Raw genomic sequence first — 14,371 nt, forward strand, 5'->3', positions numbered from 1 at the left:
AAACGTATGCCGGGTTTAAAGAAAACCAAAGAAATGGCAGATCAATTGATTGCTGAAGGACAATTAACAGCAAAATCAGGTGATTCATAGTTTTTAAAATACATCGACAGATAATATGGATGATTATCTGTCTTTATTCCAGATAAAAGTGACCACAAGCGTTTTAATAAAAATGATTTAAAGTATATTTTCCTCGATCACAGGAACAGCAATCATTTTCATTAATTTCATTCTATATTCTTCATATATATAATTCGTTCCCCAAACGATCATAAATGCAAAAACAAATGAACCGATCACATCAAAAGGAAAATGTACACCGACATAAATTCTTGACCAGCCTACAATACCGCTCAGTAATAATCCGATACTTCCTATTTTTCTAAATCCTGACAGCAAATAAGAAAAAGCAATCGTGGCAACGGTCAACGTATGCATGCTAGGAAATGATGAAGTTGAACCATGCCCGACCAGCGTATGTCCTAGTCCCATCACAAATGGACGCGGATGATAATAGAATGCATGGATAATGTTGGTAAATAACAATGCGACCAGCACAAAGATTAAAGTTTTAATAAATTGTGTTCTGTATTTTTTATTCTTAAAAAATACAGAAATGATTAAGAATCCTAATAAACCGCCAATTAAATTATGCGAAGCGAATATAGCGATTTTATCCAAAAATGTATTTTGCATCGCAGCGGCATTAATCCACTGAAATATATTAATATTTACATCTTCAATTGACATTGCCAATCGATCCATGATGATTTGATGTCAGCACGATAAAAAAAATAGCTTAAAGAAAAATTAAATTTATCATAAGAATAAAAATAGTTTTTAGCCTGATTTAAGCTATTTTTAATTTTGATGATTTAGTCGTATTTATTCACTAAGAATCTTTAGACCCTGATTTATAAAGATTTAAGAACAAACCGCTCCTTCCACTCGAATGGGCACTTTTGAATCTAAAGCAGCAATCGAAACTGCCATTGCATCAATCACGCGACCCAGTGAAGCACTTGCGCTGCTCACAATCGTTGGAATCTGATTATTATTGGCACTGACAGGCTGAGTGAATGTCATCCGACAAGCCAACTGCTGATTCTGCGTAGAATCTTGATTGATCGTGATACTCGGATCATTACGTTTAATAATCCATGCTACAGATACTTCAACATTCTTATTATTCGCAGAAGTGGTATTCACAATATCAAAATGGGAAAAGTCCGTCGCAACCCGATAAGACACCTTTCCACCGATCATCCCACTGTTATAGCGATCGACGGCACCAAGCTTTTGTTGCAAGCCAGCAGATAAATTATCTCTTAACTCTGCCCCTAAGGTTGAAGTCCAGCGTTCATTATCCAGAATATTTGATCGACCATTGATTTCCTGTATCACCAGAGGTGCCCGATTGATTCGATCTGGTAAGCCCACAGGTAATACCTCGATCACCTTCACTTTTGAGCTCGGCAAAGGCGTGACTTTATTTGCCAGAGTATAGTAATTCAGTGTAGGTGAACTGGAACATGCAGCAATTAATAAAGTCATCGCACAAATTCCAGCACAACGTATCGCGTCCTGAGCAGTAAATGCTTTTTTCAATTTTGTAATGATCATTTATTCGTCTCTGCTTTTTTCCCGCGAATCAACGATTCAGGATGTTGTTCAATATAATCTGCCATCAATTGTAATGATGCCGCTGCCCGAGTCATTTGCTGTAATGCTTTACGCACGTCCTGTTGCATTGGCGCGTCACTGGATAAAATCGATTCACTCGATTGCATGGTTTTACGGACATCATTCAGAGTCGCTTGTAAACCAGGTGCCACTTTGCCATCTAACTGTTTCACCAATTTGTCGGTTGATTCAATGGTGGTATTCATATTATTCAAGGTTTTACGAACATCTTGACCAATCTCTTCAAGTGGGAACTTACTTACCTTATCCGCAATCTGTGACACTTGCGCCTGCAATCCACTCAGTTCAGTTGCTGTGGTTGGCACCTCAGCCCGTCCATCTGGACGCATTTTTAAAGCAGCAGGTTTCGCTTTCGGAAATTTATCAAATGCAATGTAATTCTGCCCTGTTAACAGATTACCTGTGCGCATTTGAGCACGCCATCCTTTTGCAATGAAGTTTCTAAAGATTTCACCATCTGGATCAAGTTCTTTACCATGTGCTAAACGAGATGGATAAATCACAGCATCGACGCGCATCCGTAACTGGGTATAATTCTGGTCAAACTCCACATTGATGGCTTTAACATTTCCAATTTCAATGCCCATAAAGTCAATTGGTGCACCTGCCGTCAGACCACGTAAAGAATGATCAAAATACATAATAATCGGGCGAGGTTTACCATCAGGCTCTTTCATGGCCTCTTTGCGAGAATCTGACAAGGTAAAATAACTGTGGTTAGGTGCAATGCCTGCCGACGAATTTTCTGGATAGCCAAATGCAATCCCACCCGCAACAATACTGGCAAGCGACTGGGTATCCAGATTAAATCCTGAAGCATTCAAGGTCACATCCACCCCGCTGGCCTGCCAGAAGCGTGCATCTGTGGTCACGAACTTATCATAAGGCGATTGAATAAATGTTTGGAGCTCTACACTTTTGCCATCATTTGCCAGTTTATACGCCGTAATTTGCCCAACATTAATTCTGCGGTAGTAAATAGGCACCCCAATATCCAGCGAACCTAAATCCTGTGCCTTTAAAAAAAACACTTTACCCGGTATATCCGAGGAAACAACAGGTGGAACCTCAAGTCCAACAAAGTCTTCCTGCTTTTCTTCTGCCTTGCCCCCATCCACTTCGATATAAGCGCCTGATAATAAAGTATCAATTCCGGAAATCCCGCCTGTACCGATACGAGGTCGCACCACCCAGAAGCGTGAATCTTTGGCTGCAAAATTACTGGCATCTTTGCGCAATTCAATTTTGGCAATGATATGAGAACGATCATCAGACAAATCAATCTGGCGAACCAGACCAATATCCACCTGTTTATAGCGAACCGTGGTTTTCCCTGCAACTAAGCCTTCAGCGGTACGAAAAGACACCTCAATGGTTGGGCCCGTATCCAGCACGGCTTTTGCAGCAAGTGAAAGCGCGATTAACAAGGCAATAAAAGGAACCAGCCAGATCAGCGCAGGTCTCCAGCGCCCTTTCTTTTTTTCGGGTTCCGCGAAAACCGTATCCTGCTGAGTTAACTCGGTCAGGTTCTCTTCAGAATCTTGGCTATTGTGTGTATTTTCTGACATAGTGATCGTTCTTTTATGGGTCAAAAACAGGGTTTTACAGTTTTAACTTTTCAGTTGATGAATCGTGGTTGTTTTTAAATGTTCAGCGTGTGGATCATGCACTGAATTTGCCTTGAAATAATTATCCCAAATAATCCGTGGATCAAAACTCATGGAAGCAAACATGGTTAAGACCACTACAGCGCCAAAAGCTACAGCGCCCGGTCCAGCCAGAATTGTGGCAAGCGACTGGATCTGAATCAATGCGGTCAATAATGCCACGACGAAGACATCAATCATTGACCAGCGTCCAATAAACTCAACAATCCGATACAGCAAGGCACAATGTTCAGGTGAAAAATGCAGTTTTGAAGAAGACTGCATGGAGACCGCAACGAGTAAAAATACCAGAATCAGTAATTTTAAAATCGGGATAAAGATACTGGCCATAAAAATGACCACAGACACCAGATAATCCCCATTTTGCCAGAAATAAATGACTCCACTGATAATCGTATCTTGCTGACGTCCCAATAATGAATCTGTAACCGTCATCGGTAATACATTGGCTGGAATATATAAAATAGCAGCCGCGACCACTAAAGCGAAGGTACGATTTAAACTTTGAGGTTTACGTACATGCAAACCGCTCTTACATCTGGAACATTGCAGATGTACTTCTTCCGCGTTTTTATTCGCGGCAGCATTGAGTAATCCGCAGCAATGACACTGGATCAAGCCGACATCTTTTGCCCTAAGATAGTTTTTAACCTTTAAATCAGCGGCAGGAAGATGAGGTGCTATTATTCCGATTTCGTCTTCTTTGTTGTTATTCATCCAAGACTCCGATCAACTTCATCCCAGAGATCCTTGATCTTTACCGAAGCAATATAGACCAACAGTACACTCAATAAGGTAAATGCCCAGAGCGCCACACCGGGAATCACGGTCACCATTCCGACCAGTTTGACCAAGGTAACCAGCACCCCGATGAGAAAGACTTCAACCATGCCCCAAGTACGGAATAAAAACAGCATTCGGAGCGCTGGGATTAAATATTTTGGTCGGCGCCCAAATAGACTGATACAGGACAACACATAACTGAGTAATAATAACTCAACCAAAGGCACAATAAATGTCGTAATCAGGATCAATACCCCGACCAGTGCCCGATCAATATGAAACATGGTCCATGCAGCACCAATCAAAGTGGTTTGTGAGGTATTTCCTTGGAGTTCAACGATCACGATTGGAAAACTATTGGCAATCACAAACACAATTAATGCAGTGATGACTAAAGCAAGCAAGGACGAAAAGGAATGACCTCTGCGATACAACTCTGCACCGCAACAGGTACAGTAAGCCCGTTCACCCGATACAAGCTCTACCCTACGGTAAATCGCATCACATTCTTCACAACCTGCCAGTTCAGTGAGTCTGACTTGCTGGCCGATTGCTAAGGGCTGATTATTTTTATTCGCCATAAAGCCCTGCCCATTACATAGATTCTTTCATATTTAAAAATGACTTGTCCCAGTTATACCTTTTATTTTTGCATTCACAATCACAGGCTATCATTCTTACACAATATGTAAACACATCGAGGGTTAAATTGTTGATTGAATAAAAGCAGCTTATCGAAGTGTTACTGATAATATCCCTTAAAAAGTTATCCCATAAAAAAGGCGAATAGGCTACAGAAAATATCTGTAACCTATTCGCCGATTATATGATTTTTATATGAAATTTATGACTTAATTTACTTTGTCTTTATAGAAAATATTGTAGCTCGCATAACAGGCAATAATGAACAGGATACAGCAGACAAAACCGACCTGCATTGAAGGATCTGTCACCATACTGATACAGGTAATCACACAGAATAAGCCACCTAAAATTGGGGTTAATGGGAATAACGGCGCAGCAAATTTAAGATCTTTGACTGTTTTACCTGATTTGATCCATTGTCTGCGGAAGTTAAATTGGCAAACACAAATCGAAATCCACACCACCACCATAGTAAAGGCAGCAACACCTAATAAGTTCTTAAAAATCGTTTCGGGAGCAAAATGTTCTGACAACAAACCTGGAATTGCACCAAACATGGTGACAATAATGGCAATAATTGGTGTACCTGAACGAGTCAGTTTTGAAAATACTTTAGGTAACTGGTTCTTGGCAGACAATGACCACATCATGCGTGAAGCGGCAAATAAACCTGAGTTTGCAGCCGATAAAAGCGCAGTAATGATGACAAATCGAATAATGTCTTCTGCGTATGGAATGCCAATATAGTTAAATACCGTAACGAATGGGCTATTGCTGACACTGTTGGCATTTAAACCTGCCATTTCATAAGGCAGTAATGCACAGATCACCACAATGGTACCGACAAAGAAGATCAACAAGCGCCAGATGGCCGCATTGATAGCTTTTGGTACAGTCTTCGCTGGCTCTTCTGCCTCACCAGCCGCAACACCAATCAACTCTGTCCCAGAGAATGCGAAGTTTACAATCAACATGGTCGCAAAAATCGGGAAAATACCATTTGGGAACCAGCCATGTTCTGTCAATTTACTAAACAATGGTGCTGACTCATGCCCATGATAGGAAATCAGGCCAAAAATGGCGGCTAAACCCAATCCAATAAAACAGATAATGGTCAAGACCTTGACCAAAGACAACCAGAATTCAGACTCTGCAAATAGCCGCGTAGAACTGACATTCAGGGTAAAAACCAGCCCTGCAAATAATAATGTCCACGTCCACATGGAAATAGAAGGAAACCATTCCTGCATCAATAAAGCGGCAGCGGTAAATTCGGTGCCTAGCGTTGCCGTCCATGTGAGCCAGTACAACCATGTGATCATATAACCCGTACCTGGGCCAATATAAGTTCTGGCATATTCACCAAAAGAACCCGACACTGGCATTTGTACTGCAAGTTCACCCAAACACAGCATCACCATGTAAGCAATCACGCCACCCAGCAGGTAAGAGAGAATCGCACCAACTGGACCAGCCTGAGAAATGACATCACCCGAGCCCAAAAACAGCCCTGTTCCAATTGCACCACCCAATGAAATCATCACCAGATGACGCTTGGTCATGGCACGTTTCAATGGTTTACCCACTTCAATCTCTGCGCTTGAAGTACCCGATAAACTGGCGACATCCTGCTGTGGTACATATTGTCCACTCAGGGCTTGGCCTGATGGAAATGTCTTTTCGTTATTGTTACTCATACACGGTCACTCCAACTGTATTCTTATGACAACCTGTCCTTGCTGTTTTTGATTCATAAAAACGGATATCTAGACGATATTCCTTGACGCGTTTTGTTCTACTGAACATCCATATTCAAACTCCATGTATTACCATTCCATAACGACATCTCACCGCTTCATTGGCGATGTCTTATTTCATTTCTTTTAATATCAATCCAGCTCGAAGCCCTATTTTTACATTGGGATTCGGGAATAAAATCCAGACTTGCTGATCATGCGCGACATAATTTCCTGCTTGCTGCGTCGCAATTTCCTCGCCTTGCTGAAAGGTAGAAAAATTAGGTGCATCGGCGCTCAGATTCAGTTGAAAGTCATCACTTTGCTTTAAAATAGAATCCACCACCTTAAACTGGCGAATGTCAGGTTTCTGTCTAATCGGTAAAGCCTGATCTGAAAGTACGGCACGCAACATCTGGTCAGTACTGGCGAACTCGGCTAAGTCATTTTCACCAAAAGGTTTGGCCTTGCCTAATTCCAGCGTACTGCTCGCTGCCTGAAGACGTTCAGTGGTGAAATGGGTAAAGGTTTTTCCAGCCGCATTGTGATAAACCAAAGCATCCAGATTGGCAGCATTTAAACTTTGGATCAGGAAATCATCATAAGGTCGTGTCTGATAGGGAAATAAGGCAAAGACAGGCAATAACGAAGCACGAATGGCAGTATGTAAATCATAGTGATAACGTTGTGCATCAACATGATCTTGTTCAAAGAAATCCGCAACCACCTGCTCTAATTGTGCAGCCCGCTCGGTTTCCTGATCCTGAGTTAAATTCTGATAAGCACCGCAGAACATGCGATTCATATCATTTTCAAGATAGCGAACCCCTTGTCGAATCGCAGCGGGATTCCCCAATACAAAAAGCACACGAACTGCTAAACCCAGCTGTCCAGCAAACGAATCCTGAATGAGATGGGCCAACAATTCGATCGGTGCAGTTTCATTGCCATGAATACCAGCAGAAAGCACAATGGTTTTTCTATAAGTTGTTTTTGGCGCACATTGCAATAGCCCTTCACCCAGCCACTGCCATGTAAATCCAGCCGTTTCACCTTGCGTTTGCTCAGGTGTCTGTTGCGCCAAAGTCAATGCGAGTAGATCAACCATGTACTTTCATCCTTAAAAGCCGTTATTGAATGTTTATCTCTGGAAGTGATAAACCGAACCTAAGCCTAAAATCTTCGTGAGTTCATCCAGCGCGGTACGACTCTCGATCAATAAGTTTGGATCGGCCAAATCGTCCTGCGTTAATTCATCACGATAATGCTGATCCACCCACTGATTTAAGGTTTTGAACAATGCATCATTCATAAACAGGTTTTGATTGACCGCAGCCAGTTCAGCGTCATTCACCGCTACACGTAAACGTAAACATGCAGGGCCACCGCCATTACGCATGCTTTCACGCAGATCAAATACCTTGATGTCATCAATTGGCGTGCCCATTTGAATCATGTCACTCAAATAGTCCCACACCGCTTTGTTTTGACGTGATTCTTCTGGTACCACAATGCTCATGCCCCCATCCGCGCGGGTCAGAATCTGGCTATTAAACAAGTAAGTCGATACCGCATCATCTACACTGACACGACTTTCAGGCACTTCAATCGATACAAACTCTTGCCCGATTCCCGCCATTTTTTGACGGATTTCATGCAATGCATCGGCCTGATTTAAAAAGGCCTGCTGATGATGGAACAAGACCTGTTGATTACTCACGGCGATCACATCGTTATGGAATACGCCCTGATCAATCACATCTGGATTTTGCTGAATGAACACCGTGCGTTTCGCATCTAGACGATGTAAACGTGCAATCGCTTCACTCGCTTCACGGGTTTGACGTGCAGGAAATTTTTGCGGTGCGACAGTTCCACCGAGCTGTTGCTGACCATAAACAAAGACCTGTACACCAGCCTGATCATAAGCACCACCGAGTCGGTTATGATTGGCTGCACCTTCATCACCGAACAGTGCCGCTTCAGGCAATGCTTCATGGTGCGCGAAATATACATCATTCTTGAACATGGCTTGAAGAATACGTGTGGTCGTATGATGCTCAATTGATCGATGGAACTTATTATTCAGGTTTGCTGCAGTAAAATGCATGCGACCATCCGCGCTATCTGTCGATGGCGACACCGTACATGAGTTCGCAGTCCACATTGATGATGCTGAACTGAGCGATGACAATAGTGCTGGTGCAGTACGCATGGCTTGGGTAATGACATCAATATCACTGCCCGTAAAACCCAAACGGCGCAGTGTTGGCACATGCGGACGTTCTTGTGGTGCAAAGACACCTTGCTTGAGTCCTAAATCCGCAAGCGCTTTCATTTTCTTTAAGCCCTGCTTTGCAGCTAATTTAGGATTTGACGCATTATTACGGTTTTTGGTCGATGCGACATTACCATACGATAAGCCTGCATAATGATGGGTCGGCCCCACTAAACCATCAAAATTAATTTCATAACCTGACATTTTTCTCTCCCTGTGTCCCTATACGAGCCGACTTACAGCATAATGCCCGGTGATAATTTTGAAGGTAAAGTAACGCTATCACTTTCCAGTGACGCCATTGGCCATGCGCTATAGTCTGCTGCATAGAACGCACTGGCACGGTGATTACCTGATGCCCCAACCCCACCAAATGGTGCCGCGCTTGATGCACCTGTTAATGGTTTATTCCAGTTCACAATGCCTGCTCGCGCTTCAATCAACACACGCTCAAATAAATTGCGATCAGGTGACACCAGACCCACCGCCAAACCAAAGCGGGTATTGTTGGCAATGTTTAAGGCTTCATCGAAGCTGTTATAGCGATAAATCGTGGTCAATGGACCAAAGTATTCATCATCAGGAATATCGGCCACTTCAGTGACATCTAAAATACCCGCCGTAAGCAATGAACTGTCTGCTTGTGGACGTGTCATTTCCAACAATGGTTTTGCACCTAGAGCAATGAGCTTGCTTTGTGCTGCCAACATCTGTTCCGCGGCATGTGCAGAGATGACACCACCCATAAACGGTTGCGGTTCAGCATTCCAGCTTCCTACGACTAAGTTCTTCGCGACTTCAACAAAACGTTGAATGAAAGCATCACCATTGGCACCCTGTTTAACAATAATACGGCGTGCACAAGTACAACGTTGTCCCGCAGAAACAAAGGCCGACTGGATAGCTAAATTCACTACCGCATCAATATCGGTTGCTTCATCAATGATCAGGGCATTATTGCCGCCCATTTCCAAAGCGAGGATTTTTTCAGGTGCACCTGCCATTTGTTTATGCAAGTGATAACCCGTATTGGCACTGCCAGTGAACAATAAACCGTCAATCTGCTCAGCTGCAGCGAGTGCTTCACCTGTGCTGCGTCCACCTTGTACGATATTCAGTACACCCTTCGGTAGACCTGCCTGTTGCCATAATTTTGCAGTTTCTTCCGCTGTCCAAGGCGTGAGTTCACTTGGTTTAAACACCACTGTATTACCTGCGATAAGTGCAGGAACAATATGACCATTTGGCAAATGACCAGGGAAGTTATACGGACCAAATACAGCGAGAACGCCATGTGGACGATGACGTAACGAAGCCACCCCATCTGGCATTTCAGTTTCGCTAAACCCTGTACGTTGATGATAAGCACGAATCGAAATCGCCACTTTACCAATCATCGACTGTACTTCGGTTAAAGTTTCCCAAAGCGGTTTACTGGTTTCCTGACTAATCACTTCAGCCAATTGGGTTTTATTTTGTTCCAATAAACCCGCAAAACGCTCAATAATTGCAATACGCTCTTCTAAAGCTAAGCGTGCCCAAGCTGGGAATGCCTGACGCGCTGCCTGACACGCCTGTTCGACATCGGCCTGAGTTGCTTCATGCCCTGCCCAAATTTGTGCATTGCTCACTGGATTTGATTTAGCGAATGCAGTCCCTTGTCCTTGAATCCAAGCACCATCAATTAATAATGCACCTTGTGACATTAGTTCTTCTCCATTTTTTCTAATGCTAAAACGCGTACTTCATCGTGTTCAGCAATATTCAGTGCCTGTGCTTGTGCTGCTGTTAAATATAAAGTCTCGCTTTCATCGACTTTGTTATTGATCAGCAACACGGCGTAATCTTTATATTGGTCATTGGCAACCAAAAAATGCGTCTCGGTACTTTCAACCTTCTCAGTAAGTTTGACTTTGAGCAAACGGCTCTCCGTCACCGCCCGTAATTCGGCAGTATTGGCTTCCAGTGTTGGTCCCGCATCAAAAATATCGACATGACCCTGATATTTAAGACCTTCAGACATCAACACTTTTGCCGCTGGCAGCGTATGTGGATGTACTTCTGCAATCACCTCACGCGCCTCGGAAGACAGCAAGTCAACATAGACTGGAAATCTTGGCATCAACTCTGCGATAAAAGCTTTTTGCCCGACACCACTGAGATAATCCGCTGCGGCAAAATCCATATTGAAAAACAGATAACCGAGTGAATCCCAAAAGGGTGACCGTCCATTCTGGTCAGAGAAACCACGCATTTCTGCAATCAGTCGTTCTTCAAAAAAAGAACGGAAGGCAGCAATAAACAGAAAACGGACTTTGGATAAAAATTTGCCGTTTTGGTTTTTACGATATTCAGGATCAAGGAATAAGGTGCAGAGTTCGCTACAACCCGTATGATCATTACTTAAAAACAAGGTGTCTAAAGTCTTATACACATTTAAGGCTTTAGAGGCGTGCACCTGTTTTGCCACACGAAAGTTGTAGAAAGGTTCGTTCAGTCCAACTGCAACTTCAATTGCACTCACACCCACAATTTTGTGCGTGCTAGTGTCTTCCAGTACAAACAGATAACTTGCCTCACACTTTTCGGTTAGCCCCGCTAAAGTGCGTGTGGTGCGTGTAATACGTTCAGCCAGAATGTCTCTATTTTGTGGTAAGGAAGTCAGGCCAATGCCAGACTCCCCCGCTCGTTGCGCTAAACGATAAATATCATCTAAGTCCCGATGCGCTGCATGTCTAACAATCATCATGGTTAGATGCTCACAGCAGACTTAGAGGCGTGCTAATGCACGAACAAAACGATTTAGACCTTCATCAATATCCTGTTGAGGAATGATCAATGATGGTGTGAAGCGAACCACATCTGTACCCGCAACCAGAGCAAGCAAACCTTCTTCACCCGCTAAGGTCACAATATTTTTGGCTTTACCTGCATATTCATCTTTAAGTACACAGCCGATTAATAACCCTTGACCGCGAATTTCTTTGAATAAGCCATATTCCGCATTGATTTTATTTAAAGCATCAATGAAATATTGATGACGCTGTTTTACACCATCTAACACTTCAGGTGTATTAATAAATTCAAATACCGCGCCAGCAACCGCACAAGCCAATGGGTTACCACCATAAGTTGTGCCGTGATCACCTACAGCATACATGTTGGCATAATGATCTGTGGTGATCATTGCACCAATCGGGAAACCACCACCCAATGCTTTCGCTGTGGTCAAAATGTCAGGCGTTACGCCCGTATTCATATAGGCATACAATGAACCTGTACGGCCGACACCAGTTTGTACTTCATCAAAAATCAGTACCGCACCTTTTTCATCACACAGTGCGCGTAAGCCTTTCAGGAATTCGATATCTGCTGGCAGAACACCACCTTCACCTTGGATCGGTTCAACAATCACGGCACAAGTATTTTCAGTGATCGCTGCTTTTGCTGCTTCAAGGTCATTAAATGCCGTATGTTCAATGCCACCTGGTAATGGTGCAAAGTCTTGAGAATATTTTGGCTGACCACCCGCTGTTACGGTAAATAAAGTACGACCGTGGAAAGCATTTTTAAAAGCAACAATCTGGTTCTTGTTTACATTGCCACTGAGCAAACCAACTTTACGTGCCAGTTTCAACGCCGCTTCATTGGCTTCTGCGCCAGAGTTACAGAAAAACACTTTGTCCGCAAAAGTGCTGTCGACCAATTGTTTTGCAAGGCGTAATACTGGCTCGTTGGTATAACCATTACCAATATGCCACAGCTTTTGAGCTTGTTCAGTTAAGGCTTTTACTGCCACAGGATGTGCATGACCTAAAGCGTTTACCGCGATCCCACCAGCGAAATCAATATATTCTTTATCGTTTTGATCCCACAGACGAGAACCTTCACCACGTACTAAAATGAAATTTGCTGGGGCAAAAACTGGAACCATCCAATCATTAAAATTGCTACGTGTAATTGCGACTTCGCTCATTTTATTTACTCACTTCCTGTTTTTAATCTTCAGACCTGTTGAATGCACAACAAGCCCTTTACTCTAATTTTTAAGGGATGGATTAGCCCGGGAAAATACCGCGTTCTTTACGCGCTTTCAGGATACGTTCACATGCCAGAATATAAGCTGCGGTACGCAAACTGCATTCTTTCTGTGCTGCGGTATTCCAGACATCACCAATCGCTTGAATCATTAATTTATCCAGACGTTCATTGATCTCGTCTTCGCTCCAGAAATAACTCGCCATATCTTGAACCCATTCAAAATAACTGACGGTTACACCACCCGCATTACAGATCACATCTGGTACAACGGTAATATCACGACTAACAAAGACATCATCCGCTTCTGGATAAGTTGGACCATTCGCACCTTCAAGTACGATTTTGGCTTTTAGTTTTTGTGCACGTTCAACCGTGATCTGACCTTCCAGTGCTGCTGGAATCAGAATATCCATATCCACCGTCCAGAACTCTTCATCTGAAATCACAGTTGAATCGGCGAAGCCCTTCACACCGCCAGTTTCAACGACATGTTTTTGCAGTGCTTTAACATCCAAGCCTTCTGCATTGAAAATGGTGCCGGTATGATCTTGTACCGTAACAATTTTTGCGCCTGCATGACTGAACAGATAGGCAGCTTCATTACCCACGTTACCAAAGCCCTGTACAGCAACTTTACTACCTTCAACTGGTAACTTGATACGTTCTGCAACCTGCATACCGGTCACGAATACACCGCGACCTGTGGCACGAACACGGCCCAATGAACCACCTAAATGAACGGGTTTACCGGTTACCACACCTGTGACCGTATGGCCTTTGATACTTGAGTAGGTGTCCATCATCCAGCCCATAATGTTGGCATTGGTACCAACATCTGGTGCAGGAATATCAATTTGTGGACCGATAATTGGACTGATTTCACTGGTAAAACGGCGGGTTAAACGCTCTAATTCACGTGGTGACAATTCTTTTGGATTTACACGGATACCGCCTTTAGCACCACCGAACGGCAGATTCAATACAGCCGTTTTAATGGTCATCCATGCAGACAATGCCATAACTTCATTTAATTCAACATCTTGGTGATAACGAATACCGCCTTTACCCGGGCCACGTGATAAGTTGTGTTGTACACGATAGCCTTCAAAATGACGGATTGAACCATCGTCCATCACGATTGGAACATCAACAATCAAGGTACGTTTTGGGGTTTTCAATGTGTTGACAAAGTTGCTGAGGTCGGCATCCAGATAAGGTGCTACCCGGTCAACTTGAGTAAGAAAAGTTTGCCAAGCACTACCGTTTTGAGCCGCATATGATAAAGACATCATCTATTCCTTAATTAATCAATTGTCCCTGTTATTCACAGATTCCCTTTTTTTCAGGGTGTCCTACCCCATCCTCCCTAATACGCACTGTGTTTCTTTTCACTGAATCAAAAATGCTTGGGGTTTTGTATAAGATTATTATTAAGAATCAAATTGATTCACAAAATTCGTTATAATGATTAAAATGAATTATTTTTTATCAATTTGCTAATAGTAAATATCAAAATG

At 43.0% G+C, this 14,371-nt stretch carries 12 protein-coding genes; all 12 read right to left on the reverse strand.

Annotated features, from left to right (window positions below):
• Nucleotides 1-177: 177 nt before the first annotated feature.
• Nucleotides 178-750, reverse strand: coding sequence for an undecaprenyl-diphosphatase (locus A9Z07_RS05505; RefSeq protein ID WP_069577570.1), 573 nt, complete (start codon nt 748-750; stop codon nt 178-180).
• A gap of 174 nt (nt 751-924) precedes the next feature.
• The gene (locus tag A9Z07_RS05510; protein ID WP_069577571.1) at nt 925-1,623 is read right to left on the reverse strand and encodes a membrane integrity-associated transporter subunit PqiC; all 699 of its coding nucleotides are present in this window, start codon (nt 1,621-1,623) and stop codon (nt 925-927) included.
• On the reverse strand, nt 1,620-3,272 hold the full coding sequence (locus A9Z07_RS05515; RefSeq protein WP_005256594.1) for an intermembrane transport protein PqiB: 1,653 nt from the start codon (nt 3,270-3,272) through the stop codon (nt 1,620-1,622). The genes A9Z07_RS05510 and A9Z07_RS05515 overlap by 4 nt, the downstream gene beginning before the upstream one ends.
• A gap of 42 nt (nt 3,273-3,314) precedes the next feature.
• Nucleotides 3,315-4,088, reverse strand: coding sequence for a paraquat-inducible protein A (locus A9Z07_RS05520; RefSeq protein ID WP_069577572.1), 774 nt, complete (start codon nt 4,086-4,088; stop codon nt 3,315-3,317).
• Entirely contained in the window at nt 4,085-4,735 is a 651-nt protein-coding gene (locus A9Z07_RS05525) for a paraquat-inducible protein A (protein ID WP_069577573.1), read from the reverse strand. Before A9Z07_RS05525 ends, A9Z07_RS05520 begins: the two co-directional genes overlap by 4 nt.
• Nucleotides 4,736-5,005: 270 nt before the next feature.
• On the reverse strand, nt 5,006-6,496 hold the full coding sequence (locus tag A9Z07_RS05530) for an amino acid permease (RefSeq protein WP_004771177.1): 1,491 nt from the start codon (nt 6,494-6,496) through the stop codon (nt 5,006-5,008).
• A gap of 172 nt (nt 6,497-6,668) precedes the next feature.
• Nucleotides 6,669-7,643 carry a succinylglutamate desuccinylase gene (gene astE, locus A9Z07_RS05535; RefSeq protein ID WP_069577574.1) on the reverse strand — a complete coding sequence of 325 codons (975 nt, stop codon included), beginning with the start codon at nt 7,641-7,643 and terminating at the stop codon, nt 6,669-6,671.
• Between the two features lie 33 nt (nt 7,644-7,676).
• On the reverse strand, nt 7,677-9,017 hold the full coding sequence (astB, locus tag A9Z07_RS05540; RefSeq protein WP_069577575.1) for an N-succinylarginine dihydrolase: 1,341 nt from the start codon (nt 9,015-9,017) through the stop codon (nt 7,677-7,679).
• 32 nt (nt 9,018-9,049) lie between these two features.
• Nucleotides 9,050-10,519, reverse strand: coding sequence for a succinylglutamate-semialdehyde dehydrogenase (astD, locus tag A9Z07_RS05545; protein ID WP_069577576.1), 1,470 nt, complete (start codon nt 10,517-10,519; stop codon nt 9,050-9,052).
• On the reverse strand, nt 10,519-11,562 hold the full coding sequence (gene astA, locus A9Z07_RS05550) for an arginine N-succinyltransferase (RefSeq protein WP_069577577.1): 1,044 nt from the start codon (nt 11,560-11,562) through the stop codon (nt 10,519-10,521). The genes astD and astA overlap by 1 nt, the downstream gene beginning before the upstream one ends.
• A gap of 21 nt (nt 11,563-11,583) precedes the next feature.
• A complete protein-coding gene (locus A9Z07_RS05555) occupies nt 11,584-12,789 on the reverse strand; it encodes an aspartate aminotransferase family protein (RefSeq protein ID WP_004771168.1) in 1,206 nt (401 codons plus the stop codon).
• Nucleotides 12,790-12,871: 82 nt separating this feature from the next.
• Nucleotides 12,872-14,146, reverse strand: coding sequence for a Glu/Leu/Phe/Val family dehydrogenase (locus tag A9Z07_RS05560; protein ID WP_123775033.1), 1,275 nt, complete (start codon nt 14,144-14,146; stop codon nt 12,872-12,874).
• Nucleotides 14,147-14,371 lie beyond the last annotated feature (225 nt).

This window comes from Acinetobacter sp. YK3 (assembly GCF_001729365.1).
Lineage (GTDB): Bacteria > Pseudomonadota > Gammaproteobacteria > Pseudomonadales > Moraxellaceae > Acinetobacter > Acinetobacter vivianii.